The organism is Phyllobacterium trifolii, assembly GCF_014192095.1.
Classification (GTDB): Bacteria; Pseudomonadota; Alphaproteobacteria; order Rhizobiales; family Rhizobiaceae; genus Phyllobacterium; species Phyllobacterium trifolii.
The window spans coordinates 35,175-62,139 of record NZ_JACHXN010000020.1 but is presented as its reverse complement, the minus strand read 5'-3'; the positions used below and the strand labels follow the sequence as shown (position 1 = coordinate 62,139).

At 53.1% G+C, this 26,965-nt stretch carries 25 protein-coding genes and 4 pseudogenes; 15 read left to right on the top strand and 14 right to left on the bottom strand.

Annotated elements, in window-relative coordinates; translation table 11 throughout:
- Nucleotides 1-42 precede the first annotated feature (42 nt).
- On the top strand, nucleotides 43-1,233 hold the full coding sequence (locus FHS21_RS23840; RefSeq protein WP_183664396.1) for an aminotransferase class V-fold PLP-dependent enzyme: 1,191 nt from the start codon (nucleotides 43-45) through the stop codon (nucleotides 1,231-1,233).
- A gap of 196 nt (nucleotides 1,234-1,429) precedes the next feature.
- Here the strand turns inward: FHS21_RS23840 and FHS21_RS23835 are convergent.
- Nucleotides 1,430-1,798 (bottom strand): annotated as a pseudogene (locus FHS21_RS23835) (transposase); the annotation flags it as partial.
- A gap of 76 nt (nucleotides 1,799-1,874) precedes the next feature.
- Between FHS21_RS23835 and FHS21_RS23830 the strand changes: the two are divergent.
- Nucleotides 1,875-2,558, top strand: a complete 684-nt coding sequence (locus FHS21_RS23830; RefSeq protein ID WP_183664393.1) for an IS6 family transposase — start codon at nucleotides 1,875-1,877, stop codon at nucleotides 2,556-2,558.
- 84 nt (nucleotides 2,559-2,642) lie between these two features.
- Here the strand turns inward: FHS21_RS23830 and FHS21_RS23825 are convergent.
- A pseudogene (locus tag FHS21_RS23825) lies at nucleotides 2,643-2,918 on the bottom strand (dihydrofolate reductase family protein); the annotation flags it as partial.
- Nucleotides 2,919-2,989: 71 nt separating this feature from the next.
- Between FHS21_RS23825 and FHS21_RS23820 the strand changes: the two are divergent.
- The 3 genes from FHS21_RS23820 (at nucleotide 2,990) to FHS21_RS23810 (ending at nucleotide 6,431) form a co-directional block, all read left to right on the top strand.
- Complete coding sequence (locus FHS21_RS23820; RefSeq protein WP_183664391.1) at nucleotides 2,990-3,676, top strand: IS6 family transposase; 687 nt, start codon at nucleotides 2,990-2,992, stop codon at nucleotides 3,674-3,676.
- A 157-nt stretch (nucleotides 3,677-3,833) separates the two neighbouring features.
- A complete protein-coding gene (locus tag FHS21_RS23815; protein WP_246411174.1) occupies nucleotides 3,834-5,459 on the top strand; it encodes an ISL3 family transposase in 1,626 nt (541 codons plus the stop codon).
- A 387-nt stretch (nucleotides 5,460-5,846) separates the two neighbouring features.
- Nucleotides 5,847-6,431, top strand: coding sequence for a pyridoxamine 5'-phosphate oxidase family protein (locus FHS21_RS23810; protein WP_183664389.1), 585 nt, complete (start codon nucleotides 5,847-5,849; stop codon nucleotides 6,429-6,431).
- A 12-nt stretch (nucleotides 6,432-6,443) separates the two neighbouring features.
- Here the strand turns inward: FHS21_RS23810 and FHS21_RS30900 are convergent, their stop codons facing one another.
- The 5 genes and pseudogenes from FHS21_RS30900 to FHS21_RS23795 form a co-directional block, all read right to left on the bottom strand.
- Nucleotides 6,444-6,893, bottom strand: a complete 450-nt coding sequence (locus FHS21_RS30900; protein WP_246411183.1) for an ATP-binding cassette domain-containing protein — start codon at nucleotides 6,891-6,893, stop codon at nucleotides 6,444-6,446.
- A gap of 45 nt (nucleotides 6,894-6,938) precedes the next feature.
- Nucleotides 6,939-7,130, bottom strand: a pseudogene (locus FHS21_RS30895) (ABC transporter ATP-binding protein); the annotation flags it as partial.
- 41 nt (nucleotides 7,131-7,171) lie between these two features.
- Complete coding sequence (locus tag FHS21_RS30890; protein WP_312879924.1) at nucleotides 7,172-7,588, bottom strand: glycine betaine ABC transporter substrate-binding protein; 417 nt, start codon at nucleotides 7,586-7,588, stop codon at nucleotides 7,172-7,174.
- 230 nt (nucleotides 7,589-7,818) lie between these two features.
- The gene (locus FHS21_RS23800; protein WP_183664387.1) at nucleotides 7,819-8,757 is read right to left on the bottom strand and encodes a LysR family transcriptional regulator; all 939 of its coding nucleotides are present in this window, start codon (nucleotides 8,755-8,757) and stop codon (nucleotides 7,819-7,821) included.
- 448 nt (nucleotides 8,758-9,205) lie between these two features.
- Nucleotides 9,206-10,057, bottom strand: a complete 852-nt coding sequence (locus FHS21_RS23795) for an alpha/beta fold hydrolase (RefSeq protein WP_183664385.1) — start codon at nucleotides 10,055-10,057, stop codon at nucleotides 9,206-9,208.
- Nucleotides 10,058-10,295: 238 nt separating this feature from the next.
- Here FHS21_RS23795 and FHS21_RS23790 point away from each other — a divergent pair, with 238 nt between their 5' ends.
- Nucleotides 10,296-10,853, top strand: a complete 558-nt coding sequence (locus tag FHS21_RS23790; RefSeq protein ID WP_312879922.1) for an MOSC domain-containing protein — start codon at nucleotides 10,296-10,298, stop codon at nucleotides 10,851-10,853.
- Between the two features lie 161 nt (nucleotides 10,854-11,014).
- Here the strand turns inward: FHS21_RS23790 and FHS21_RS23785 are convergent, their stop codons facing one another.
- Nucleotides 11,015-12,046, bottom strand: coding sequence for an IS110 family RNA-guided transposase (locus FHS21_RS23785; protein WP_183664477.1), 1,032 nt, complete (start codon nucleotides 12,044-12,046; stop codon nucleotides 11,015-11,017).
- Nucleotides 12,047-12,095: 49 nt separating this feature from the next.
- Here FHS21_RS23785 and FHS21_RS23780 point away from each other — a divergent pair, with 49 nt between their 5' ends.
- A complete protein-coding gene (locus tag FHS21_RS23780) occupies nucleotides 12,096-13,415 on the top strand; it encodes an FAD-binding oxidoreductase (RefSeq protein ID WP_183664381.1) in 1,320 nt (439 codons plus the stop codon).
- A 96-nt stretch (nucleotides 13,416-13,511) separates the two neighbouring features.
- On the top strand, nucleotides 13,512-14,159 hold the full coding sequence (locus FHS21_RS23775; protein ID WP_246411173.1) for a flavin reductase family protein: 648 nt from the start codon (nucleotides 13,512-13,514) through the stop codon (nucleotides 14,157-14,159).
- A gap of 421 nt (nucleotides 14,160-14,580) precedes the next feature.
- On the opposite strand, the gene FHS21_RS23770 is transcribed toward FHS21_RS23775, so the two are convergent.
- Nucleotides 14,581-15,198, bottom strand: coding sequence for a CGNR zinc finger domain-containing protein (locus tag FHS21_RS23770; RefSeq protein ID WP_183664379.1), 618 nt, complete (start codon nucleotides 15,196-15,198; stop codon nucleotides 14,581-14,583).
- 138 nt (nucleotides 15,199-15,336) lie between these two features.
- On the opposite strand from FHS21_RS23770, the gene FHS21_RS23765 reads away from it, so the two are divergent.
- The 5 genes from FHS21_RS23765 to FHS21_RS23745 all read left to right on the top strand — a co-directional run bounded on the left by FHS21_RS23765 (nucleotide 15,337) and on the right by FHS21_RS23745 (nucleotide 20,026).
- Nucleotides 15,337-15,921, top strand: coding sequence for a TMEM175 family protein (locus FHS21_RS23765; RefSeq protein ID WP_183664377.1), 585 nt, complete (start codon nucleotides 15,337-15,339; stop codon nucleotides 15,919-15,921).
- Nucleotides 15,922-16,000: 79 nt separating this feature from the next.
- Nucleotides 16,001-16,699 carry an alpha/beta hydrolase gene (locus FHS21_RS23760; RefSeq protein ID WP_183664375.1) on the top strand — a complete coding sequence of 233 codons (699 nt, stop codon included), beginning with the start codon at nucleotides 16,001-16,003 and terminating at the stop codon, nucleotides 16,697-16,699.
- A 111-nt stretch (nucleotides 16,700-16,810) separates the two neighbouring features.
- Entirely contained in the window at nucleotides 16,811-17,698 is an 888-nt protein-coding gene (locus tag FHS21_RS23755; protein ID WP_183664373.1) for an alpha/beta fold hydrolase, read from the top strand.
- A complete protein-coding gene (locus tag FHS21_RS23750) occupies nucleotides 17,619-19,055 on the top strand; it encodes an LLM class flavin-dependent oxidoreductase (RefSeq protein ID WP_246411172.1) in 1,437 nt (478 codons plus the stop codon). Before FHS21_RS23755 ends, FHS21_RS23750 begins: the two co-directional genes overlap by 80 nt.
- Before the next feature lie 74 nt (nucleotides 19,056-19,129).
- Complete coding sequence (locus tag FHS21_RS23745; RefSeq protein ID WP_183664371.1) at nucleotides 19,130-20,026, top strand: LysR family transcriptional regulator; 897 nt, start codon at nucleotides 19,130-19,132, stop codon at nucleotides 20,024-20,026.
- Nucleotides 20,027-20,151: 125 nt separating this feature from the next.
- On the opposite strand, the pseudogene FHS21_RS23740 reads toward FHS21_RS23745, so the two are convergent.
- The 5 genes and pseudogenes from FHS21_RS23740 to nthA form a co-directional block, all read right to left on the bottom strand.
- Nucleotides 20,152-20,590, bottom strand: a pseudogene (locus FHS21_RS23740) (LysR family transcriptional regulator); the annotation flags it as partial.
- A 171-nt stretch (nucleotides 20,591-20,761) separates the two neighbouring features.
- Complete coding sequence (locus FHS21_RS23735; protein ID WP_183664369.1) at nucleotides 20,762-21,904, bottom strand: MFS transporter; 1,143 nt, start codon at nucleotides 21,902-21,904, stop codon at nucleotides 20,762-20,764.
- A 248-nt stretch (nucleotides 21,905-22,152) separates the two neighbouring features.
- On the bottom strand, nucleotides 22,153-22,458 hold the full coding sequence (locus tag FHS21_RS23730; RefSeq protein WP_183664367.1) for a hypothetical protein: 306 nt from the start codon (nucleotides 22,456-22,458) through the stop codon (nucleotides 22,153-22,155).
- Nucleotides 22,459-22,597: 139 nt separating this feature from the next.
- Nucleotides 22,598-23,260 carry a nitrile hydratase subunit beta gene (gene nthB, locus FHS21_RS23725; protein WP_183664365.1) on the bottom strand — a complete coding sequence of 221 codons (663 nt, stop codon included), beginning with the start codon at nucleotides 23,258-23,260 and terminating at the stop codon, nucleotides 22,598-22,600.
- The gene (gene nthA, locus FHS21_RS23720; protein WP_183664363.1) at nucleotides 23,257-23,907 is read right to left on the bottom strand and encodes a nitrile hydratase subunit alpha; all 651 of its coding nucleotides are present in this window, start codon (nucleotides 23,905-23,907) and stop codon (nucleotides 23,257-23,259) included. The genes nthB and nthA overlap by 4 nt, the downstream gene beginning before the upstream one ends.
- A gap of 218 nt (nucleotides 23,908-24,125) precedes the next feature.
- Here nthA and FHS21_RS23715 point away from each other — a divergent pair, with 218 nt between their 5' ends.
- Entirely contained in the window at nucleotides 24,126-24,896 is a 771-nt protein-coding gene (locus FHS21_RS23715; protein WP_183664361.1) for an SDR family oxidoreductase, read from the top strand.
- Between the two features lie 78 nt (nucleotides 24,897-24,974).
- Nucleotides 24,975-26,369, top strand: a complete 1,395-nt coding sequence (locus tag FHS21_RS23710; protein WP_183664359.1) for an FAD-dependent oxidoreductase — start codon at nucleotides 24,975-24,977, stop codon at nucleotides 26,367-26,369.
- Nucleotides 26,370-26,965 lie beyond the last annotated feature (596 nt).

The window sequence follows — 26,965 nt, the reverse complement described above, 5'->3', positions numbered from 1 at the left end:
GAATTGATCGCAAAAACTATCACAAGCCCAAGGACAAAATAAATGGAATTGCAGAGCATGATCTCACTTGGAAGCCCAAAGGCTCCAGCGTCGTCGAAAGCCGATGTCGCCAAGGATTGGGAGAATTTCCGTTCGGCTTTTCCTACGGCGAAGAATTATGTCTACCTCGATACGGCACGCAAGGCTCTCGTCCCCTACTGGACAGAAGCCGCCATGCAGGAATGGACGCGCGATGTCTATGACAATGCCGGCAGTGAGGCTTTTTCGATGGACAATATCGATAAGGCCCGGCATGACGTTGCGGATATGGTCGGCGCAAATCCGGCAAACCTCTCCTTGATCAAGAATACGTCCGAGGGGGTAAACATCGTCGCCCACGGCATCGATTTGCGCAAAGGCGACAATGTGGTCTTGAGCGAGCTTGAGCACGAAAATAATACATTTCCCTGGCGCTATCTTGAGTTTCAGGGTGTGGAAGCTCGTATCATCAAGGCTGATGCGGATGGCCGCGTCCCGTTTTCGAGTTACGTCGAAGCTATCGATGGGCGAACCCGAGTTGTGTCCGTCGCCTGGGTTTCCTATGGATCGGGCCACAGAGGTCCCACGCACGAACTTGCTGAACTCGCGCACAAGACCGGTGCAATACTCCTCGTCGATGCCATTCAAGCGTGCGGAATTCTCGATCAACGCATTGATGAACTTGGCGCGGACGTGGTCGTCAGCGGTGGTCACAAGACCATGCTCAGCCTTGCTGGCGCGGGCTTCATGTATGTCCGTCCAGGCCTTATCGACAAGATATTGCCTCCATACGCATCGAAGTTCAGCTTTACCTCCATCGATCGCAAGGTTGCCAACCTGGAACTCGCCTCCGATGGTCATCGTTTTGAGTATGGAAATCCGAACTTTGTCGGAGTCTGGTGTCAACGCCGCTCGGCCCGCATCATCAGGGCAGTTGGACTTTCACGCATTGAAGCGAGGGTTCAAACCCTGTCGGACCGGCTTATTGCAGGACTGAAGCAGCAAAAGGCTGAGCTGAAGACATCCGATAGTTGGAGCGAACGCTGCGGCATTGTCACAATAGCTCCGCGCGGCAGTGCTCAGTCGCTGGAAAAAAGGTTGAAAGAGAAAGGAATTCTCGTGGCAGAGAAGGATGATCTGCTTCGAATTTCACTCTATGCCTACAATAACGAAGACGATGTCGATAAAATACTCTCGGTCCTTCCGGAACTTTAGGTACATCGGTTCTACGTCTCGATAAGCTTGGTCGCTTCAAGTTGTTTTTGTGCGCGCCCGCAAAGGCGGTCCGACCTATAGCAAACCGGTCAGGACACCTTCCTTAGATTGCCGAGATGGCAAATTGAAGCCGGTCGACGGAGGCGTTGGTGCGCGGATATGAAATCCAACGCATTTTGCTCTTTGATGTTGTCGGTTATGCCTGCCTGATTTGATGCCGGACAGACTCCGAGCGTCCACACGCCAGCATGCGGTTGAGAGCGATGCAACCGATGGCAGCCTCGGTCTGCTGAGCGGCGAAAGAGCGAGCCCGCAAGCGTCGTCCGATTAGCGCCTTGTACCGATCGATGGCAGTTTCGATCAGAGCCCGCTTACCATAGCCGGTAACAGCCTGCCATTTCAGCCGACCTACGTTTGCGATCGCGGCAATGTGCTTCTCCCGTTGACCAGGCGGTGCGGTATCACCGCCTGCCACTGCCGTCGACCGAGGTGGAATGACGACGTTCGCGGTGCTGCTATGCTGCAGGATCGAATAGTAGGTTGGCTTGCCGTCATAGGCTCCGTCGGGGGGTTATCACGTTAACTTTGGTTCAGCGACTTTTGCTATAAACGGTTGTGCATGAACCGCTCCGTCGTCAGCTATGAAGCGCCACCGTTTCCCGCCGCAGATCATTGCTCACGCGGTGTGGTTGTATTACCGGTTTCCGCTGAGCCTTCGTCTGGTCAAAGAAATGCTGCTTGAGCGCGGCATTGTCGTATCCTATGAAACCATTCGCCGATGGGGGATCAAGTTCGGACCAGATTATGCTCGCCGGTTGCAACGCAAGCAGCCATCTGCGAACGATATCTGGCATCTGGACGAGATGGTGATCTCCATTTCCGGCAGGAAACATTATCTTTGGCGCGCCGTCGATCAGGATGGCTATGTACTTGATGAGATTGTTCAGAACCGCCGCAATACCAAGGCTGCCAAGCGATTGTTGATGCGTCTATTGAAAAAGCAAGGCCTTGTGCCCAAACGCATCATAACCGACAAGCTTCGTTCCTATGGTGCAGCACAGCGGCAGGTCATGTCTCATGTCGAACACCGCTCCCACAAAGGTCTGAACAACCGGGCCGAGAATTCCCACGTACCGTTACGAAAACGGGAATGCTCTATGCAGGGTTTCCGATCATCAGGAGGTTTGCAACGCTTCGTTTCCACCTTCTCAGCCCTTCGAAATCTGTTCGTTCCAATCCGCCACAACCACTCTGCTCTTGGTATTCACCTGCACCGGCTCAGGGCCATGGCTGAGTGGAAAGCCATGACCGGCATACTCGATTGAAATCGGGACCGAGGAAATCTCATGCGATCTTTCGGTTACCGTGACAACGCCTCAAATTGTGCCCTCCGATGCGGAAATTTCGTTCTAAGCAGTGCGGTCGAAGGCGTAATGAAGGCGGACACAGCCTTGGTCGAGCGCGCTGACCTGAAGCAAGCGCAGAGCCTTCCGAAACCCCGTAGGGGGGAAGAGTGGTCGTCCGCCGCCTGTGAGCTCCGGCATCACATAGATCTCGATTTCGTCCAGTGCGCATCGCTCGATGAAGGCCATCTGCAATTTCCCTCCACCGAGGATCCACACATTGCCGTCGCTGAGACCTCGCAGCTCCCTGATAAGATCATCGACGTCGCTGCGCCTTTCTAAGGCTCTGTTGCAAAGTTTTTGTAAATAAAGTCCGTTGCATCATTCTGGTTTTGATTACACCAGGGGATTGGATGTTCAAAGGCCGCCACTTCGACAAGTCAGTGATCCTTTTATGCGTGCGTTGGTATTTGGCTTACAATCTCAGCCTTCGCAATCTGAAGGAAATGATGGCAGAGCGCGGCATTGATGTGGATCATTCGACGGTGCATCGCTGGATCATATATTTCAGTCCCAGATTGCTTGAGTGCTTCAATAGAAAGAAGCGTCAGGTCACACGCAAATGGAATCTGGATGAGACCTATGTCCGGGTAAAGGGCGAATGGATGTACCTGTACCGTGCCATTGATAACAACGGGGATACCGTCGAGTTCTATTTCAGCAAGACACGGGACCTGCGTGCCGCCAAACATTTCATTCATAAGGCTTTGGCTCATCACGGCAGACCACAGCGTATCACTATTGATGGTAGCCAGACCAATCGGATAGCAATTATGCAAAGCGATGCGGAAGTTCGATTGCAACAAGATGGAAAGCCCATTGCCATCCGGTCGAGCAAGTATATGAACAACACTATTGAGCAGGATCACCGGCGTATCAAGCGAAGGATACGTTCAATGCTTGGCTTCAAGTCCGAGACCTCAGCCGATATCACCTTGGCAGGCATCGAACTTATTCACATGATGCGTAAGCAACAAGGCATCTTCGCTTCGACAAAAGCGCTCTCACTCAAAGCACAGTTTGCGGCCCTGACAGCATAATTGTGTCGAGCGGAAGGCCACCTATAACCCCACAGAAATTTTGCAACACAACCATAAATGTTGGCTGGTTCTCTTCTTGTCGATTTACACTTGAAACGGTTCATCCTCAATTTCTGTGGTTAACAGAGTGTTAGCGCCGCGATTGCTATCTGCGGGGATGCGAACGCAATTGAAATGGTCACCCGGCCCCGGGATCAAAGTTCTGGGTATCACCCTTCAAGATGAAGAAAACTGGGTTGTTTCTGCCGCTGCGAAACCTATCGGTATCTGCCCGGATTGCGGAAGGCGAAGCCGGCACCGGCACGGCTGGCACAACCGCCGCCTCCAGGACTTGCCTGTTCAGGGTCAAGTTGTGAAAATCAAACTCGCACTGAACCGGTGGCAGTGTAGGCACCGGAAATGCGGGCGACGAACCTTCACCGACAGGTTGCCCGAGATTGCTTCACCCTACACGCGACGAACGGAACGGATGGCCGAGATTGTACGCTTGATTGGCCACAAGATGGGCGGTCGCCCGGGTGAATACTTGATGCATCGGCTCGGCATGCCGGTCAGTGACGACACGATCTTGCGGCAATTGAAGCGCAATAATCCGGCGTCCATGCAAAAAGACAATATTCGGGTTGTGGGCATTGATGATTGGAGCTGGCGGCATTCCTCGCGGTACGGCACGATCATGGTCGATCTTGAGCGTCAATCGGTCGTCGATGTTCTGGACGACCGCAGCGTTGAGAGCGCAAAAGCATGGTTGCAAGAACGTCCGACGATCGAAGTTGTTAGCCGAGATCGCTGTGGCCTGTATGCCCAGGCAGCTCGGGAGGGCGCACCGCAGGCGCGCCAGGTGGCTGACCGTTTTCATCTGGTCCAAAATCTCAGGGCTGCGATCAAGGAACAGATGAGCGTTTATGGCCACGCCCATGTTAGACCCATTCTCTCCGAAGATGCGATCGCCAGCGCTACGGCACAACATCGCCGAGCCCGCTTGCAGCACAGACAATCCCGTCAGGAAACATTTGCCCCGCTTCAAGCTCTGCGCCAGCAGGGCCTCACCTACAGCGAGATTGCAAGGCGGACCGGATACGAGCGCCGCAGCATCGCGAATTGGCTCACTTCTAACGCACCTCGAGACAGAAACCGGGCAGCATTGAATCCCACATCGCCATTGTATTTTGAAACTTTTCTGGCTGAATGGCGGAAGAATGGAAACCGCATTGGGCGCCATCTGTTTCACGATATCAAGAACCGCGGCTACACGGGCAGTCGTTCCAATCTGGAGCGCCTGTTGAAGGTGTGGCGTAAAGCCGAAAACATCCAACCCGACGACCCGCCTCCAGATGTGCATGTTTCAGAACCTGTCCGCGATCCTGATACCGGTCATGTGATTTCGTCTGTGGTGGCCGCAGCTTTGTGCATAAAACCGCGCGGCCTGCTGACAGATCTTCAGACCAGAAAGGTCAATGCTTTGAAGCAGGGCTCGACAGCGTTCGCCATAATGCGTGACTTGGCCATGCGCTTCAACGGCATCTTGCGCAGCAGGAATTCGGCGGCACTGGATGAATGGATCGACAATGCCATTGACACCGAACTCACGGCGATCATGCGTTTCGCCAGCGTTTTGCGCCGGGATATTGATGCCGTCAAAAATGCAATCGAACTCCCTTGGAGCAACGGTCAAGCCGAAGGGCAGATCAACCGCCTCAAGATGCTGAAGCGAGCAATGTACGGTCGCGCCGGCCCAGAACTGATGAGGGCAAGAATGCTGCCGCTGAATCACAGAAAGTGAGGATGAACCCCTTTAAGAGCAAAGCGACAGGAGCTGGCGGCACGCAGTCGAAAAATAAGTTTCGCTATATCCTATTGGTATTCGGTGTGGCGATCGTTGTCGTTTTCGTCTTTTTTGTTTCCAAAACCCGCATTGATCGCCCTCGCCACTCTTGTAGTTTTGGGTGCTGGCATCACGATCTTCTTTTACTTCCATTCTCAGTGAGTTCGACAGCCACACTTTAGTACATTGCGATGCTGGGAGCGGGGGCTGTCCACCACATCAGCTCAGTGAAACGAACCGGATGCGTTTCATTTGGCGGAACGAACCATTGCAGCGATTCAATATTCTGATGACGAGGCCTCGGGTCCATTAATGTTCTCAACAAACGTGTAAGAGGACGTCGCTATGAGCACGAACAGCAATTTGTCACTAAAATCGGCAAATATTGAGCCAGACTTGGCACTCGGTCACCCGGGCGAGTTGGCAATGCGGGCAATCTTTCCAAGTCCCATTGATTGGAAAGAAGAAAACCTGAAGGGAATGATGCGAGATTCAATTTCCGTAGGGTTTGCGGCTTTTATTAACTCTCAGCATTTTTTCTTCCTTGCCACCTCCAGTGCCAAAGGCCACTGTGACGCCAGTTTTAAGGCTAGAGAATACAATGCAGCGGGAGAACCGCTACCCGCGGTATTGGTGATCGACGCACAGCATGTGGCGTTTCCTGACTACGCGGGCAATGGCCTTTATAATAGCCTCGGAAACATCGCGGAAAACCCACACGTTGGAATGTTGTTTGTCGACTTTGAGCACCAACGACGTGGGCGCCTTAATGGCAAGGCGGAGATCGTATCCGCGTCGGACGAGTTGCGGCGGATTTGGCCAATGGCTCAGTCGGTCGTTTTAGTAACGGTCGAACAAGCATTCGGGAACTGCCCGGCTAGAATTCCCCAGATGCACATGGAGCAAGGCAGCGATCGAAGCAAAGCTTGAGGGAATTACCGACTAGAATTTCAAGATGGCGTCGCGGTGAACAATTCCCACGGGGACTCCACATTTGGTTACGGTTAGCATATCGGCTTGGAGGGAAATCAACCTCGACAGGGCGTGGTGGAGGCTCTCATTGATGGGGATTTCACGGCTGGTGAGTAGGCCTTGTGACGCTACCATTACATCCTCAACCGTGAAGAGTTCGAGTCTCCGGAGAGCACGGACATCGCCAATAAAATCAGCGACAAATTTGTTGGCAGGATTCTGAAGGATAGTGTTAGGGCTGTCTTTCTGGCTGATCTTGCCGTCACGCATAACAGCTACGTTGCTACCAAGCTTGAGAGCTTCGTCAATATCGTGCGTGACAATCACAACGGTTTTGCGGACCTTTTTTAGGATAAGTTTCAACTCATTCTGCAGTCGGTGGCGGGCGATTGGGTCGATCGCTCCAAAAGGCTCATCCATCAGTAGGATCGGGGGATCGGCTGCTAGTGCGCGGGCTACTCCTACTCTCTGCCATTGCCCGTCAGACAGGTGTTTAGGATATCGTCTCGAGAACTCTCCAGCATCAATACCCACAAGCTCCAAGAGCTCGCCAGTTCTGGACCGAATTCTCGCCTCTGCCCAACCCAAAAGCCTTGGCACTAAAGCGATATTCTCTGTCACTGTAAGGTGTGGGAAAAGTCCGACATTTTGGATCACATAGCCAATCTGTCGTCTGAGTGCGATCGGATCGCTTTCCGCTATATCGATGTTGTTGCCAAGAAGTGCGCTATACCGGAAATTAGGACTAGCGAATTCTTGAACTCTTTAAATACGATCCGGTAAACCCGCTTTAGAGCCGGCAGACCATCCGTCCTGTCCGAGTAGCCAGCCTCGGCGCCAAAAATTAGCTCCTTCGAAATCGCGCTCAGGTCCGTCAATATTGCAAGCTTGTATTTTTCTGCGAGCTCAGGCTTAACAAGCATGGCATAGCCATTGTTGATGTTTGAGGGCTTCAGCCAAGTCAGTTGAAACTTCTGTTCGTAGAATTGTTTTACATCATCATAAATCTTATTCGCTGAGCCCGACAGATCGCCTTTGACAACCGACGCCATTGCGGTTCCGGTATACTCCGGATAAAAATCTATATCGCCGTGAATCAATGCTGCCTGAGCGATGGCCGTGGCGCCCAGATTGAGATGGCGTTCGACTGTGAAACCCGCCTTTTCGCTTAGGCATAGATTTCTGCCACAACAAACTGCTCAGTAAAGTTCTTGCTCCCGATTTTCACGTTCTCCGCAAGAGCCTTGGTGGTGGCGCTTGCGTTCAGAAACAGCGTTGCAGCTACCAAGAGCCCTAGTTGAACTTTCGCGATTATTGTCCTTGCTCCGATTTTTCAAATTCGCTGTTACGCTGCGTTTGCTTTAGAGGCGCCGGCGTAGGCATTCGCGAGATCCTGCGCGATGGCCTGAACCACCGGTAGATTCTTCGACTTCGTGCGGAACACGACGTAGGTCGACGTTTCGATGAAGGGTTGCTCCACCGGGACGCGGACCATTTTCCCGTTTTGCACCCATGGGTCTGCGGTATGCTCTGTAAGCACACCTACAAATTGGCCACTCAAGATTAATTGCACAGTTGCCTCTTGATCGTTCGCGACCGCGGAAGACCGCCAACCGAGACCAAGCAAAGAATGTTCTCTTCGCTGATAAGCTCGCGTGACAATATCAAGATCGTCGATTTCACTGAGGGCAGTTCCCGGTCGAATAGAGGCGAGCCGGTGGCTTGTGGCCGCGTATAATGCTGAGCGGTGCACCGCAAGCGCCTTATACGTTAATCCCGGCAGACCACTATTTGACGATGTCACTGCTACATTGGCAAGTCTCGCCGAAACCGCTTCTTCCGCTTCTCCAGGACCAGCCGTTGAAACATTCAACGTGACTCCATGCGACCTTTGAGAAAACTTCTTCAATGCGGTGGCCACCGGATTTCCGCGCTCCAGGTGGAGGTTGTCCATCAAGCACAAATCTGCAGCGCCAGTCAGAACACCTTTGGCGGCAGAAACCTGCGCTCGAAATTGATCTAACGCGTCCAACAGCTCGATGGTGGCACGGTAGACAGTTTCGCCATAAGGAGTGATGCTAAATCCCGAACGCCCTCTCTCGCAAAGACGTACCATCAATCGTGCTTCAAGGTCCGATAGATGCTTGCTTATCGCGGACCGACCCACCCCAAGTGTATACTCGGCCGCCGAAAGGCCGCCGCATTCGACTACAGATTTGAAAATACGCAGAAGCCGTATATCAACATCATGTATCGGTGGAATGTTCTGCTTTGGAACATTCATGACTGCCTCCATCAGCCATCCCCAAGACTAGTCTTTATGGCAATCCCCATATCGCAATGACTGTCAGTGATGTCGTTGGATCTGGGAGCGGCAGAGAACATCGGGATCGCCATAAGTCCTACATTCATTCCGAATCACGTTTCGCCGTTGTGTTCGAACCAGACCGCTACAATGAAGACCGCAAAGACTGGAGAGCCGCCTTAAAATCGAAACACCACCGAGCACAGAGGCCGCCGCCCGACAACATACTCCACGCACACGAGCGCCGTCTTGTATCCTATTGCACATCCCACTTTCTCCGGATCCTAGTGGCTCGAAGGTATCCGCGTCGGAACAAATTTCTTGTGAGTGGCCTCGCTCTTGCTGGACCTCAAAGGTCAAAGCCGACCCTGACGTGCTGCCTTCGGAACGGGATCAGCAGAGTGTGCTGACCCCGTAACGGCTATAGTCAAGCGAAGACAGACTTAATGGCCGCTGCAATCTCGTCGGCATGGGTTTCAAGCGCGAAATGCCCTGTGTCAAAGAACCTGATATCTGCATCTGGGATATCGCGCTTAAAAGCCTCCGCACCTGGCGGCAAGAAAAACGGATCGTTCTTTCCCCAGACTGCAAGGAAACGTGGTTTGTTGCTTCGGAAATAAGCTTGGAACTCCGGATAAAGCGCCACGTTGCTCTTATAATCGCCGAAGAGGTCCAACTGCGCCTCAGTGGCGCCCTCGCGAGCCAGGTAATAATTGTCTAATGAGTAGCCATCCGGCGAAATCAAAGACTTATCTGGCACACCATGAGTATATTGCCAAATTGTTGTCTCGGGTGCCAGGAACCCTCTCACAGCGTTCCGGTTGGCTTCAGACGCATCATTCCAATAAGCCTTGATCGGATCCCAGCCATCGCTCAGCCCTTCGACGTAAGCGTTGCCGTTCTGAGAAATTATCCCAGTGACGCGCTCCGGATGCCAGGCTGCGATTCGGAAGCCCGTTGGAGCTCCGTAGTCGAATACGTATATCGCAAACCTGTTAAGGCCTATCACTTCTGTGAAGCGATCAATAACCCTCGCGATATTCTCAAATGAATGAGTGAATTCGTCACGGCCACGGAACTCGGTCTGGCCGAAACCCGGGAGATCCGGAGCGATCAAATGAAAATCCTCAGAGAGTGCCGGAATTAGGTCGCGAAACATATGACTTGAGCTCGGGAATCCATGAAGCAGCAAAAGCGCCGGTTTCTGGGCATCTCCCGCTTCGCGATAAAAAACGCTCAGTCCATCCACACTCACTCTATTGAAACGTACTTTGGTCATCTGCGTTCTCCGTAACCTACAAGAAAGTTCAATAATGGTTACGGCGATTACCGTAACCTGTCAACACCTTTTTTAAAGGTTACGCCGATGCGCGCGTTCCCATGCGCAGAAGATTGCAAACCCCTTGACCTGAGTCTGTTTCGATCTCGGCACGTAATGTTGAAGCTTTTGGAACCTGAAATATCTTGGGATTGCAGCATTCTACCAGCCACGACCTTTATCCGTTGTCGAATGTAAGATGGCTTGGGGGAAACTTTCGATGGCCGATCGACTGGTGTCTGTGAATGTTGGACAGCCCCGGGAGATACGGTGTCCCGATGGCCGGCGCGTCAAAACCTCGATCTGGAAGACACCTGTTCCAAATCGCGTTTTCGCAAGACGACTTAACATTGACGGAGATCGGCAAGCTGACTTGAACGGCCACGGAGGTGAGCAGCGGGCCGTGCTCGTGTATCAGTCGAGTTCGTACCAATTCTGGGAAACGCTTTTATCCCGGCCCACGATGCCCTGGGGTCAATTTGGCGAAAACCTGTCGGTGGAAGGTATGTCGGATGACGAGGTCTGTATTGGAGATCGCTACCAAATCGGAACCGCTATTTTTGAGGTCTCGCAACCCCGTGTGACCTGCCACAAGCTTGCTATTCGTCTCGATCAGGCTGACATGCCGTCGCTGCTAGTCCGTCACTCGAGACCGGGCTTTTACATGGGGTTCTCTGATCGCGGAGCTGATTGCAAGCCCTTTTTGCCGTATCCGTGGTTCCTGCCGACTCTGTGGTTCTCTTCGCGGTTAACATAAGGTCGCCGCATGTTAGCGTTCAGGACGTGGGTGCCTCAATGTAATCGACGCAGTACCTTAAATTAGGGCTGCCTCCCCATGTACGAGGTCACCGACGCCATCGTCCCGGCAGGGACATGACACCGCCGAAAGGGCGGATGTGCTATTGGCTTAGCCAGTGATTACGCGTTCGCCCCCTCCTTCGACCAGCGGAATTCGCTGCCGTCGATCCAGATTCGATGCATGATGACCGCCAGTTTGCGGGCGAGAGCCACACGGGCTTTCTTGCTGCCTATCCGGCGAGCCAAGCGCGCGCCCCATGCTTTCAGCGCAGACCATCTGGCTACCCGCGACAAGAGAGTACCTGCGGCCTCGAAGAGATAGGTGCGAGTGAGTGCATCACCGCATTTTGACACCGACCCGTCACGATCGACTTCTCCGGATTGATACCGTCTCGGCGTCAAGCCGAAGTAAGCACCAACACCCGATGAGCGCACAAAGCGCGCTGGATCATCCACCGCCGTGACGAAGCTGACGGCCGTCAAGACGCCAATGCCGGGCACCGTCATCAACCGACGGCACGCATTGCTGTGTTTGGCGAACCCGAGAATGCGTTCTTCCAAAGCTCCGATTTCTTGCTCAATGCGTGCGCGGACAGCCAGCAACGCTGCAACAGCCACTTCAAGCCCAGGCTCTCCCGCGCAGAGCTCGCGAACGGATTCCTCATATTTCCTTCCACCAACTTTCCCGACAATCCTGCCGAATGTCTTCAAGAGCCCACGTATCTTCGTTCCGAGATCGCGGCGCATATTGACGAGCTGGGCACGGGAGGAAAGCAAGCTCCGCACACGATGGCTGTCGAGGCTCTTGACCGCAACTTCCTTATACCAGCCGCTCCGAATAATCTGGGCTAAGCCGTAGGCATCATTGTCATCAGTCTTGTTCAGCTGAACAGACAACGCCGCCTTCGCATGCCTGGCATCAAGGCAGACCACAGGAAGGCCGTTTTCCCGGAGGGCATGCCAATGCCAAGTGCACAACGGGCCTGTTTCCAGGCCAATCTTCACAACTGATGCTGCGTGTTTGCGAATGGCTTCAGTCAAGGCTTCTGGTGTCGAGGCAACCTTGCCACGCCACACGACAGCGCCGGCTTCGTCAAGAACGCATACCGACGTCAGGTCGAGGGAAACATCCAGACCAACAAAGTGTTTCATCATTCCATTTCTCCACATGGTTGAGGGCAAATGTCAGCAGTCTAGCTGAGTGCTGGATGCTCCGCGATCACGCCATGTAATCGAGGAGGGCGAAATTGGCGTAGGTGACATCATTCTTAAAATCGCCTCCGGACCGGTTCGCCGTATGACTGTATCATTCGTAAACCGCTTGCTCTATGGATCGGTGCATCCACTTGAGCACTTGGAAGCAGCTGCTTCACTAGAAGCACTGAGCCCCGGTTGGAAAGAGTCTTATCAATCAATGCTCGACAAGTCGCCGAATCTACTAGGGAACGTTGGACTTAGTCCGATGAAGCTTCAGCCAATTGCTTGGCCGGGTTTCAAGCCACTGCGAGTAGTGGACATTTTCTCCAGCGGCTCGAGCATCAAAATCATCGAATTTGAGGACAGGGCTGGCCGGGACCTTCCCGGGTATGTCGCTGGACAGCATATTGTGCTTCGCATCCCTACTAGGGACGGTAACATCTTCCGATCCTACTCACTTGCAGGCGACAGCTCCAATGGCCGATATCGTATTGGAGTTAAGAAAGTCCCGAATGGCATCGCCGGCGCCTATCTTCATGATGAGATCTCTGCCGGTGATGAGATCTACTGCAGCGCTCCCAGAGGTACGTTTCGCCTGATCGATCCGATTTCGATTCCGTTGGTTCTCATCGGTGCGGGAATTGGCATTACACCGCTGCTTGGAATGCTGCATTTCGCCACCAGAAACCAACTGCGAACTGCACCGATTTGGTGGGTATACGGCGCCAGAAACAGTCAGTCGGCGCCCCTCAACGACGAAGTGCGGGAGCTTCTTGAGATCTCTCCGACCGTCACAAGATACACAGCCTACAGTCGCCCCTTGAATGAGGATCGATTGGGCGTCGACTACGACTTTGATGGGCACATTAAACTTTCAGAATTGCAAAAATCGGGGGTCCCGAAACAAGCCGAGTTTTACCTTTGCGGCCCCGAGCCAGTCCTTCGCCAACTCATATCTGATCTTCGGTTTTGGGGTGTCGACAGCGCTCATATTCACGTTGAATCCTTTGGTGCGGAGGGAACCTCCTCGCCGGCTTTGGCCTCGACACCAACAAGAGTTGATGGAACCGGTCCGATCGTCACATTTCTCAAAAGCAATAAATCAGCTCGATGGGATGAAAAGTACGCCTCGCTCTTAGAACTAGCCGAAGCGTCAAATGTTTCCACAACCTGGTCGTGCCGTGCGGGTGTATGCCATCGCTGCGAAACATCCCTGATCGGAGGTGAAGTGGCATACGATCCCGACCCAATTGACCTGCCCCCAGTTGGCACCATCCTTATCTGCTGTTCAAGACCCCGGACGGATGCACAACTTGACCTATGAGTACGATAACCGCCCATAAACTATTTGACAGGTTACTGACAGGAGTGAGATAACCTTTCTACGACAGCAAGGCGGTTAGGAAAAGGAGAGCTCGCCATGACCCTGAACATTGGAAAAATTCTGGTCAATGAGATAATGACCAAGGAAATCGATTTGACACTGGGCCAGGTGCGCAAGGATGGCAACGTGGGCCTAGCGGGGCGCGAAAAGACGGCAACAGAATTCTGGATTCCGGAATCGTTAGAAGTTAGCCCAGATGCAACATCGGCAGATTACAAGTTAGCGATGAGGCTTTTGGCAGGCGGTGTCGCTGCGATAACCGTGGGGTCCGGCGCAGAGATGACAGGCTTCACTGCCACGTCGGTTGTCTCATTATCTGCAGAACCGCCTCGGCTGATGTTCGGTATAAGTCAAACGTCTTCATCATGGAAGGCATTGACCGAGGGCCGCGCGTTTGCCGTGAACCTCCTGAACTCAGACGCGAACAATGTGGCAGATAGGTTTGCGGGCAGGGCCGGCGTCAAGGGCATCGCGCGATACGATAATGCTGAGTGGAAGACACGGAAAACCGGTGTTCAGACCCTTGCATCAGCGATGGCGGGATTTGACTGTGAGGTCGAGGAAATTCTCTTGCGCTACGATCATGCGATCGTCATAGGACGGGTTAAGGAAGCATGGATCTCGCAAAACCAGACTGAGGAACCGTTGCTTTATTGGCAAGGCGCATACGGCACGTTTTCATAAGAGCGCAACGGGACGCGGGCGTCAGAGGCAATACCATCTCAGTGGCACCTTCTGCATCAATGGGCATAGGCTCCCTACGGACAATGCCAACCAGGCGTTATCCTGCCCGAGAGTGTGGGGTATCCGTTTTTGGGCGGGAGTCATATCCTAGTCTTTCAAGACCGGAAGTTGCCTGCGGGGACAGCGATCTGCGGGAGCTGTTAAGCTAGCCCATCGTATAGTCTAGCGAATATGGACGAAAGCGAATAAAGGCAGCAAATGCTGCCATTATTGCGGTGGCTGACGACGCAACGACAAACATACTCGTAGCGGCGAAAGTCGGTGTACTGGTTGAGCCCGCAGGACCGATATTCGGAGGCATTCTCCGTGATATCCCAGCACAGAGAGCAAGCATCTCCGCTAGAGAAGCGCTGAAGCTTCGCTAAAGTGTCTTAGCTCTAAATGCGGCTTGTTTGGCTCGATTTCCGCAAACGGCCATACTGCACCAGCGCCGGCGCTTGCCTCGAGTCCGGTCAACAAATAACAACGTGCAGTCATGCCCTTCGCAGGCTTTGACGTCAGTGAACTCCTCGTTACACACGAAGTCTCCAATCGCCTCGGCAATAGGTGTGAGCAGTGTTTCTGGAGACTTCCATTGCCGCTCCTTTTTCCACTGCAAACCACTTCTCGTCTGCACGCCGTTGGCCACTGAGACTTGGCTAAATTGCTCGTCTCGCGCAAGAAGTCGATTTAACGGCTCTAGCTCTTCAATTGCATCAGCGGTTAAAGAACGCCCTCGGTGTCCTTCAACAAATCCTCTAAACCATTCGCGCAGCGACCTTGCTTGACTCGCCACAGCATCCAACTCTCCTGGCATTGCATTCTTTTCTACAGTCTGCAGCGCTCTTTCTGAGACTAGACCTGACTCACGCAGCCACTGCATAAGGCCTTCGCCATCAGCAAGCCACTCAACCACCGTGTCCACTGGCATCGCTCGAGAGTTCAAAAAATCGAGACCTGTCGCATCGGCCACAAAAATTGCTGGACAGTCACGCTTCATAAAAACCTACCTCATGACCCGGCTGTAATCGCGGATCTGTGTTCCAACTACTGAAATAGTGCTTTACAGGAATAACCCTTAATAGTCCAGTAGAAAGGTTAGTTCGGAAGTGCTAACTCAACACGATGGAGAAAGAAAATGGCAAGCGAGAAACTAACAGCCGATCGGGTGAGCCTATTTTCCGACGGCGTATTTGCAATCGTCATTACATTGATGGTGCTGGAACTCCGCCCGCCTCATGGCAGTGAAATCGGGGACCTAATTGACCTGTGGCCGGGATTCTTGAGTTACAGCATGAGTTACGGTTTTTTGTCGGTTGTCTGGATAAACCACCATCACATCCTGAAGTATGCTGAGAAGGCAACTCAGCGCCTGATTTGGAGCAATTTCGCCCATCTCTTTATGGTCTCATTGATCCCCTTCACGACGAGTTGGGTGGCCGAGACAGATTTAAAGTCGGGGGCTGTATCGCTCTACGCTTTGGTGTTCGTGGGTGTGAACATTACATACCTCGCCCTTTGCTGGGAGGCGATCGATCGACCGCGCGGCGAGCCTGTCTCGGTGCGGCTACAGCAGATGTTGAGGGTGCGTTCGCTGATTACAATCGTGTTGTTCCTGATCGCAGCTGTGATTGCACAGTGGTTCCCCTATGTGGGGTTCGCGACGGTAGTTTTTTGTCTGTTGCTGTATACGCGACCTGATGTTTCCGAGGTCAATATCTGACGTAGAGATGAGTGCGTTAACCTCTGCGGGCGGGCAAATAGGGCCTGCCTACTTTTTTGACTAGGCTGGGAGATGCGATGTGTCGGCAAAGAGAGCAACTATTATTTTGGCTCACGGAGCCTGGGCAGATGGTTCCAGCTGGACGAGTGTTATCCAACCACTTCGCGACCTCAGCTTCGACGTGTTTACTGCTCCCCTACCCCTAACCTCCCTTTCAGATGATGTGGAGGTGATGAAGATTTGCCTGGACAGAGCCTCCAGCCCGGTCGTGCTGGTCGGCCACGCCTATGCTGGAGCTGTCGTGTCATCAATTGACGATGAGCGGGTAAAATCCGTTGTATTAATCGCAGCGCTTGCTCCGGAAGTTGGAGAGACGGTGGCATCAGTGTTTTATCGCGAAGAGCCGGACGCTAAAGCACCGAAACTTGCCCCCGATGGAAACGGTTTGATTTGGATGCCTGAGGAAGGCTTTGAAACTGCGTTTGCTCAAAATGCCAAAGAGACGACCAAAAGAAATCTTTGGGCAATTCAAAGACCCATTTCACTTGCATGTATTCAGGAACCAGTCACGTTCACGAACTGGACGACGAAGCCAAGCTGGTATCTGCTTGCCGAGCAAGACCGAATGATAAAACCTTCGGTCCAGCGTTTTATGGCCGAGCGAATGAAAGCCAAAATACGGCCCTTAGATTGCGACCATACGCCTTCGATCACGGCCCCACGAGCCGTCGTGGAGATCATAGCCGAAGCAGTGACTGACCATGAGATTCCGAGGTAGCAGCGGCCATTCATATTTTGGAATGATCTATTCCATCTAAGTCTTATTGCGAAGATATAACCTCTCACGCACTATTTTCTAGGTTACAATCTAGCAAAAATGGAGATTGAGATGCCAAAGACACGGTACGCTACTGTCGACCTCGAGGGATTTGAGGTTTTCTACCGGCAAGCTGGAGACATTGATAATTCGACAATCCTTCTGCTGCATGGCTTCCCATCAGCGAGCCATATGTTTCGAGATCTTATCCCATTACTGGCTAAACGATATCATGTCGTAGCGCCCGACTTGCCGGGTTTCGGCCAATCGGGAATGCCGCCAGCGCCAGACTTCCCTTATTCGTTCAAAGCTGCTGCCGATCTTATGACAAAATTTGTTGAGGCGTTGGGACTTGGCCGGTTTGCTATGTATCTGTTTGATTACGGGGCTCCCATAGGTCTAAGGATGGCTCTACAGCATCCGGAGCGTGTTCAAGCAATCATCTCGCAGAATGGAAATGCATACGAGGAGGGCCTGGGCCCTGGTTGGGAGTCGATGAAGGAATTTTGGCGCGACCCCACCACCGAATACCGGGAGTCGCTTCGCGCAGCTTTCATTCCATCAGCAACTTCATATCAGTATGAGGTAGGCGTGCTGGATAGAGGCCTTGTCGCTCCGGATGGACAAAACCTTGATAACTACTACCTCGCTCGGCCCGGCGCTCATGAGCCACAACTGGCTTACTTTTTGGACTACGCCTCCAACGTTGCTCTCTATCCCCAATTTCAGAGCTACTTGAGGGAACGGCAACCACCAGTACTGGCAATCTGGGGGGAATATGATCCGTACTTCATTCCCGCCGGGGCCAGTGAGTTTAAGCGCGATGTTCCGGATGCGGAAGTTACGCTTCTTCCAACCGGCCACTTCGCTCTGGAAACTCATGCAAGCGAGATCGCAGAGCTCATTACAAATTTCCTTGGTCGGAAGTTGGCCGGCACTAGACCGGGCAGAGCCGATTAACGTTGATAGGAGAAGAACGATGACAAATAAACGGATGATCCTGAGTGCCTTCTTCTTTAATCCACAGGGCGATCACCGCATGTCTTGGCGCCATCCGGCTGCGCCGAAAAGTGAGATTTTTACGCTCGACTACTTTCGCCGCCTTGCGTCGGCTGCAGAGTTAGCGAAGCTTGACGCGATTTTTCTAGCAGATCACGTAGCTATTTGGGATAGTTACGAGAGCAACGTTGCACATTATGCGAATGTGCGGCTTGAACCTCTCACGCTGCTTTCGGCGCTCGCTGCAGTGACTCATGACATTGGCTTGATATCGACCGCCTCGGCGTCCTACACAGAACCTTACAATCTAGCCAGAACCTTTGCCTCGTTGGACCATATAAGCAACGGCCGATCTGCTTGGAATGTTGTCACGTCAGGAATGAACGAAGAAGCGATGAACTTCGGGCGCGACGGCAATATCGAACACGCGTTCCGGTACGAGCGGGCTGCCGAGTTTTTGGAGACGGCCAAAGCCCTCTGGGATAGCATCGAAGATGAAGCTCTCCTTTTCGACAAGGAAAGTGGTTTCTTTGCTGATCCCAAAAGGGTCCATCGCATCGATCAAAGCGGTAAGCACTTTAGAGTGCGAGGCCCCCTCAATGTTCCTCGCCCGATTCAGGGCCACCCGGTGATTGTTCAGGCGGGCTCCTCAGGTGATGGCAAAACTCTTGCGGCAAAGCATGCGGAGATCAATTTCTCGCTAGCTCGCTCGATCGAAGAGGGAAAGCAAAACCGTGCTGATTTCGACGAACGTTTGGCACAACACGGACGCAAGCCCGAAAGCCTTAAAATCTTGCCGGGCATCCTGCCAATTGTAGCCGCGTCCAGATCGGAAGCTGAAGAAAAACGAGATCTGCTTGAGAGCTTGACACCGGCGCGAGTGGCTATCGACCTTGTGTCGAGTTGGGTCGGGATGGATCTGTCAGCATTCCCCGCCGATGGCCCCGTACCAAACCTTCCAGATGAGGCGACTTTCAATGGTCAGAGAACAAACCTGGTTCGAGTAAGGAATATGGCTGAACAGGGAATGACAATCAGGCAAATCGCCAGTCAGGTGGCGAAGGCTGGCACAGCCCCGATGATGGCTGGAACACCCCAGCAAATTGCTGACGAGATGGAGGCGTGGTTCACCGAGGGCGCCGCAGATGGCTTCAATCTAATGTTTCCCGTTCTCCCAGAGGATTGGATGGATTTCACAAGCTCCGTGGTGCCAGAGTTGCAGCGCCGTGGACTTGTCCAAAGAGAATATGCTCCTGGGACACTCAGGGATAAACTTGGCCTTGAGCGACCGGCAAACATTTTTGCATCGGCACGCTGACACTTCCACACGCAGGATTTAATGATAGCCTGGGCGCAATGCGCTCAGGCTTCAACCGTTTTATAGGAGGAGTGATGGATCGCTGGTCGTCGATGCGTATCTTCGTCAAGGTCGCAGAAGAGAAAGGATTTGCGGAGGCTGCACGTCAGCTAAATCTGAGCCCTCCCGCTGTAACAAGAGCGATTGCCTTCCTCGAAGAAATAACAGGGGCGCGACTTTTTGTTCGCACCACACGCAATGTAAAGCTGACCGACGCCGGCGAACGCTACTTGGCAGATTGCCAACGCATATTGACGGACATTGCGGAAGCTGAGGCCTTGGCAGGCGGCGCCCACGCGAAGCCGACGGGAAGTTTGTCGATCACGGCGCCTGTAATTTTCGGAAACATGTTTGTCATGCCAATCTTGACCTCTTATCTGGCAGAGCACACCGAAGTCACTGGCCGAACTCTATTTGTCGATCGACTCGTGAATATCGTCGATGAAGGTGTCGATGTTGCTGTGCGGATCGGACACCTTCAGGACTCGGGACTTAGTGCCATCCGCGTGGGAACTATTCGAAGGGTTGTGTGCGCGTCGCGGGAGTATCTTGACGCGACGGACACTCCAGTCAAACCTGAGGATCTTCAACATCATACGATCATAGCCACGGTTCCAACCGGGGAAACCGTGGAATGGCAATTCATCCACGGCACGGCGTCGGTGAGCCTTAGGCCTCGTCTGTTTTGCAATACAAACGAAGCCGCACTCAGTGCGGCTCTTGCAGGCTGGGGAATAACACGCGTGCTCTCATATCAGATAGCTGCCGCGACTGCGGACGGACGTTTGAAGACTGTCTTGACCGAATTCAGTGAACCTCCTCTCCCGGTCCATGTTGTCCACCCGGAAGGAAGAATGGCTTCCGCGAAAACACGTGCTTTCGTTGATCTAGCGGTCGAAAGGCTCCGGAGCGATCCCGCCCTGAGAGCATAGAAAGCCGGTGGTTCTGCCAGAATGCGTTACGCGGGATGTAACAATCCGTTCCGCAATATCTAGCGGAATTGGAGAAATTAGGCAAAATCATCTCATAGCAACAGAGGAACAGGAGACAGCTATGAGATCAGATAGCCGGGTGCCGGTTCCCCAAACATGTTGATCCCATGCCGGTCGAGATCGTCGATCGACTCTGGTTCGCCGTACCGAGCCGAATAAGAGGGAGACGCGAAGAGATGTAAATGGATGGTGAAGAGCTTCCTTTGAATAAGATCGGGCTGCTGAGGCTGCCGTAACCTAATCGCACAGTCGGCGCCTCGAGTTTCAACACGAAGTCGTAGGCTGTCCTGTAAAGCAGTTTTCCCCGCTCGGTAGCACCTCTCCTCGAGCATGACGGTAGAACAGGCGTGAACCCAACTCCTGCTCCAGTGCGCTGACTTGCCTGCTCACCGCAGACCGGGACAATCGTAGTCGCTCCGCCGCATGAGTGAACGACCCACATTCCGCCGCCACTTGAAAAATTCTGAGCCTATTCCAATCCAGAACCGCGCTACCGGCTAACATAAATCCCCCGTTTCTCATTCATCATACACATAGTAGTTGACCGCTACCGAGCTACCTCGCTCCAGTGGGTTCGTCGGCTCGACACTTTACCTTGTTGCGCTCGTCGCGCTCGATGCAGACAAGGGCAGCAGCGCTGAGATAAATCAGGAATTGTCAGTTCAGCACCACCACCTAAAGCTGCCTGGGTTTCAAAAACGGGGCAAGAAAGGTCATTAGCGCTGCACATCCCGCCAGCACCAAAAGTGACATCTCGAAATCACCGGTTTCATCTCTGAGATAGCCACTCGCCAGGGGACCGATTGCTGCTATGACATAGCCAATGAGCAATACGAAAGCATTCCACGAATTGGCTTCATCTGCCGTTGAGGTATTGTCGAGAGGAAGCGTCATTCCTAAGGTAAATGTACCACCCAAACCGAACGCACACAGCGGCACGAAGAACAACGGCAATGCATTAGGCGCTAAACCTATTACAGCCATGCCCACAAAGGCCATCAAACCAGCCGAAAACAGCCAAGGCCGTCTGTCATGCGACCTAGAGAGAAATCCAAATATGGGATTTGCGCACATGAACGCGAAAGTGAAACTGGCAAGAATGAAACTCGCCCCAGACGCACTTCTACCAGCCTCCTGATAAACAGAGGGCAGCCATGCAAGGATTGAGTAAAAAAGCAGATTGTTCATAGCGAAAAAGATTGCAATTTTCCATGCCTTGCCGCTCCGGATCGGTAGTCGATGCACGACCGACGGCGCCATGCCTGAAGTGGAAAATTTGTTTCCAACTAGCGCGACTGCGAGCCACGCTACAGCTCCTATCAGCGCCAAAACGGACCACACGCCGATCGCGATGCGCCACCCGCCGGCCAATACAGAAAGAGGGCCAGTCGCCGCAGCTGCCACTGTGCTCCCCACCGACAGAGCCGTCGCGTAGACACCCATTACGGCCGCAGCATGCCCGGAAAACCGCTCTTTGATAAAGCCCGCTATAAGCGCCCCTGCAATAGCAATCCCCGCTCCTACTCCGGCCGTAGTCGCGAGAAGCAACGCAATATCGGTAACGCACGCCCTGGCAAGCGTTGCGACCCCTAGAATAATCAAAGCCGCGAGAATAACGCCGTCCCGCCCCAGACGCCGCGCAATTAACGGTGCGACAAGTGCTAGGAGACCCATCAGCAATTCAGGTATTGCTGTTAGTAACGACGCCTGAGCATGTGTCAGATTGAAATCGAAGATCACCCTCGGCAGCACAGGTCCCACCGAGACGATCGAAGGACGTAGGCTAAGCGCGACAAGGACAATGCCGCCGATTGCCATCCAGCCAGGAATACGAGCTGCAGTAACGCCATCTAGCTCGCGTGGCTGCAGGTTCGCTTCAGCCCGCCCTTGCCGTGGCGCTTCGAAACTAATCACCTCAGGGTCGGTCCTCACAATACCCGCTCCTCAAAAAAGCTATTTTGTCACAACTAACCCCTATTTTGCCAATTAGACAGTTACTTAAAATGAAATGCACCATTTCCAAAAGCGACAAAAAAGCTCGAGACGCTCGCCCAGTAGAGTGAATTTTATAGGACTAAGTCGGCATGATGTTGCCGATGACGGCAACCAAGGTTGCCGTCATCGGGAGGCAAAACTTGCAATCTCAAATTGATGAAGAGGCGAAGATACACGCTGGGCATCATGTCGCCATCGATTAGGCTGAGCGGCACGCGCGGAGTACGGCTCACCTGAAGTTTATCATCCGCATTTCTTCGATTGAGAGCAACCCTTAGGTTCCCAAACGCCAGACCAACAGAAACGAATGCCGCGCTCATAGGGAATGTGATGCCAGTTTTGATCATACTTGCCCTTATAAAATATTGCTGACGCATATTACGCCTCTTGAGATCGTGTTACGTTATGCTGGCAGCTCTCTCTACATCGCAAAACGGGAGAAAAACATGATTCGATTCAAATTTTACTTAATTTTCATCAACTAATTCACTCGACCTATCCGAAGAGCTTCAAAAATCACGCACGAGAAAGATAGCTTTCGAATGCATCGATTGAAATCGTCAGGGTGGGGTCCGCACCTTCTCCCCAAACTTCGCGTCCGCTAAAGACCACCGTGTATACCCACTGTGGATTCGCCCCTAGGCCATGAGCGTTCGTGTCGGGAAAGGCGTAGCTTCCCTGCACCCTTTCGATCAGGCCCCGCTTACTGCGCGCGTAACCAGGCAGCCTAGTGTGACCTTTGGGGTTCAAGTTCTTTGTCTCTACCCTGTCCCCCACCCTGAAGGCGGGCGGTCGTCCACACGTTCGCTCACTTGGCCCAGAAGAAAGCATCTCATCTACATCAGAAGGTCGAAGCACGATGAGCGCGTTATCTCCTTCGGAAAAAAACCGGGGCTCTGTGCCATATATCTCTCCCACTGCTACAAGTCCGTTCTCAACCAAAAGCGTGTCAAGACCACGCATCCAGATCTCATAGTAGCTTGCTCGTAAATAGGCGCGTGGCGAGATGCGCTCATAGGCATGCCTGCTTTCATCTATAGTCCATTGACCAAGGCATGCGGCACACAGTGAAAGACCCAGGGCTCGCTTTTCCCACTCGTGATGAAAAACAGGTTCGTTGCGCTCAATGTTGAGAGCACCAAATCCCATCATCCCGCCTAGGTCATGTATCCCATTCATGGGCTTGGTTTCACCGTTGTAACGAGCCCGGTGCCTATCATTGCATCTCGGCTCACCAATTTCGCAAGCTCTCTCTCATCCATACACTTGGCCTCGGTTGGACGCGTCGGGATGACCAAATATCGAAGTTCCGCTGTCGAATCCCATACTCGTATGCGCGTAGTTGCGGGAAGCGTCACGCCGAACTCGGATAGGATGCTACGCGGATCCATTACTGCACGCGACCGATAGGCCGGAGATTTATACCAGACTGGAGGAAGACCAAGGACTGCCCAAGGATAGCAAGAGCATAGAGTGCAGACGACCATATTGTGCTCGTCTGCGCTGTTGAAAACGGCTCGCATCCGAGATCCATACCGTTCCCCGAAGCCAAGGCTCGCGATTGCACTCGTCGCATCCTTCGCAAGCCATCCAGCAAAACCCGCATCAGTCCATGCCTTCGCAACCACTGCTGCTCCGTTGCGAGGACCAACTCTTTTCTCGTAAGTCTCAATGATCTCCGAAATGGCAGCCGGGTCGATCATTCCTTTCTCCGTGAGCAAAGTCTCTAACGCCCGAACACGCGCTTCCATGTCCGAGTAATGGTTCTCGTGATCATTTTCCAAGTGGCTGTGGTCATTATCATGACCACCATGCGAGTTTGTCATCAGAGATTCCATCTCAACTGGGGGACGGAGTTTGAAGCGCCAAGAGCGGGTTGGCAACATCAAACGTGAACACCTTAGTTGCCCGAAATGGCAACAATCGGCCAACGTGAACGATGCTAAACAACTCACGATGAGAAAAATGCGGCTGTAACCCCGTACTACAGGTTACTGTATTCTATTTTCAGGAATTCATACCAAATTGAAGACGGAGATCTGACATGACGAAATCGGTCGCTATTGTGACTGGCGCGAGCTCCGGGATTGGAAGAGCGACAGCAATCCGGTTGGCTGGGGATTTTTCGGCGATAGTCGTCGCCGCCAGAGGCGGTGAAAAGCTGGGTGAAGTCGCTGAAGCCATCACGGCCATGGGTGCGCAGGCACTTCCGATTGAGATTGATCTGTCTGAACCTACGGCTGCCGACGTCGTGATTTCTAAAGCACTTAACACGTATGGCCGCATTGACGCATTGGTAAATATCGCAGGCGCTGTCCCTGGAATTGATCTGTTCGACCTGACTGACGAGCAGTGGGATGTTGCAATGGCTCTTAAGTTTCATGGGGCTCGCCGCCTAACTCTTAAAGCATGGGCTTCTCTGAAAAGTACGGGGGGCGCGGTAGTGTTCACGTCGGGCACGGCGGCAGTCACACCAGTTGCGGCGACGGCCGCTATCGGCACCATTAATGCCGCGATCGAAGCATTGGCGAAAGCATTCTCTGATCGGGGCATCAAAGACGGAGTTCAGGTAAACAGTGTATCACCGGGCCCAGTCATGACGGCACGTCGACAGGGGCTGATTGCGAAGGCGGCGGGTACTAAAGGGATTTCCGTCGAGCAGGCAAAAGAGAAATTTCTTGAGCAAGCCGGTGTCGCTCGCTTTGGCGAGCCGGAAGAGCTTGCTGAACTGATGGCATTTGCGGTCTCGCCGGCGGCGCGCTGGATGACGGGCACCGTCCTTCGCATGGACGGTGGTGAAACCAAGTCAGTTTGAATTAGTAGTCTGCTGCGTTTGCCGATCGCGAGAACCAGATTTCTCGGAAATGCCTGCAAAAACAAGCAAGGAGTTTTGATGATGGAAGTGCAAGAGTACGATGTCGTTATCCTTGGGAGCGGACAGGGCGGCAAGCAATTGGCTTGGCACCTTGGACGTGCGGGCAAGAAAGTTGCCGTCGTGGAAAGGCGTTGGGTGGGGGGAGCCTGCCCAGCGGTGGCCTGCCTTCCATCAAAGAACGAACTCTGGAGTGCCCGAGTTGCGAATCTCGTTAAAAATTCCGCCCATTTCGGTACCCTCACGACAGGGTTTAGAGTCGATATGGGCAAGGTTCGCGAACGAAAGCAGGCGATGATCGAGCGCGAAATTGAGCTGCATCTCGCCGCTTACAAGGCAAGCGGCGCTGAATTGATCATGGGGAGTGGGCGTTTCATCGATAGCAAGGCTATCGAAATCGCCCTCAATGAAGGTGGCACCCGTATCGTCAAGGGGAACGAAGTGGTCATCAATGTTGGCTCTCACGCTGCGATTCCGGACGTCCCCGGTTTGATCGCGGCGCGAGCTCTTACACATATCGAGGCTCTTGAGCTTGAGTATGCTCCCTCACATCTGATTGTACTTGGCGGTGGCTACGTTGGTATAGAATTGGGACACGCCTACCGGCAATTTGGCAGCCGGGTGACGATCATTGAGCCTGGCAAGCAATTGGTTGCTCGAGAAGATGCCGATGTGGCAGGCGAACTTGCGACGATTCTTCGCGATGATGGCATCGAAGTGCTGATGGGCGCGCAGCCAGTCAGCGTGCATGGTTTGTCTGGCGACGAAGTTACTGTTACCGTCCGGATGGCTGATGGTGAGCGCCGGATAGAGGGCAGCGATCTTTTGGTGGCGGTTGGCCGAATCGCCAACACTTCAGACATCGGGCTCGACAAGACCGGCGTTGACCTTACAGAACGCGGATTTGTCCGTGTGAACGATCGGCTCGAGACTACCGCCCCAGGCATATGGGCGATCGGTGAGGCCGCAGGCAGCCCTCAATTCACTCACGTGTCGGTTGATGATTTTCGCATCGTGCGTGACAACATGGCGGGCGGCAATCGAAGAACTTCGGAACGGCTCGTCCCCTATGTGATGTTCATCGATCCTCCACTTGCGCATGTAGGTCTGTCCGAGGCGGAGGCTTCGTCACGAGGAATCCCTGTTCGCGTTAGCAAGATACCGATGACGCGTGTTCTTCGCACTCTCGCGACCGACGAAACGAAGGGCTTTATGAAAGTTCTCGTCAGCTCGGACGATGACACCATTCTTGGATTTACAATGATCGGTTCGGAGGCTGGCGAAGTTCTGGCGGCCGTCCAGATTGCGATGCTTGCGAAACTGCCCTATCCAGTTCTGCGCGATGCGGTAATATCCCACCTCACCATTGCTGAGGGCCTCGGGCCGCTGCTAGCCGGTGTCCCTCCCCGCCCATAATATATTGGAATGCGGGATCTTCAACAACGGCTCCCGCATTTTGCTTGGTGGAGCGTTTGTAGGCACGCCCGGCGGTAGAGATTGCGCGTTCCGTGAGCAGCACGTTGGCGAATTGAGAGTGGACTCCTCCTAACACTCGGAATATTGCTCCATCCTTCTCAAGTCGTCGCTCATGCGAAACAAGACAAACGGCCGAAAACCGCGGCTTTACCCTGAATGTAATTCTTGGTCACCTCGACCTGTTTTTCGGCGAGCGTGAAGTTTCGCATAGCAGTCAAACCCCTGCCCCGATAATTTGATTCTAGAGAGTGAAGAGTCGTCGGATACCATCCGGCAAGAATTTTACACACGACGGCGCCGATCATTTGCAACCGAGCCAAATTGAAATATTCCATAGAACCGAACGCATGACGTTAATATTTTTCGCGTTATTCCTCCAAATGCTTCCTAAACGTGAAACCAATGTATGCGGTTTGGAACGTATGCGTAGTGCAATCGCCGCGAATAAAGCGCAAGAACGAGCGTTTCTGTGTCTTGCCGAACAGGCATCTAAGTATTGGGTGGTTCGGATATGATCCGTCAAGGTGGGAGATTGG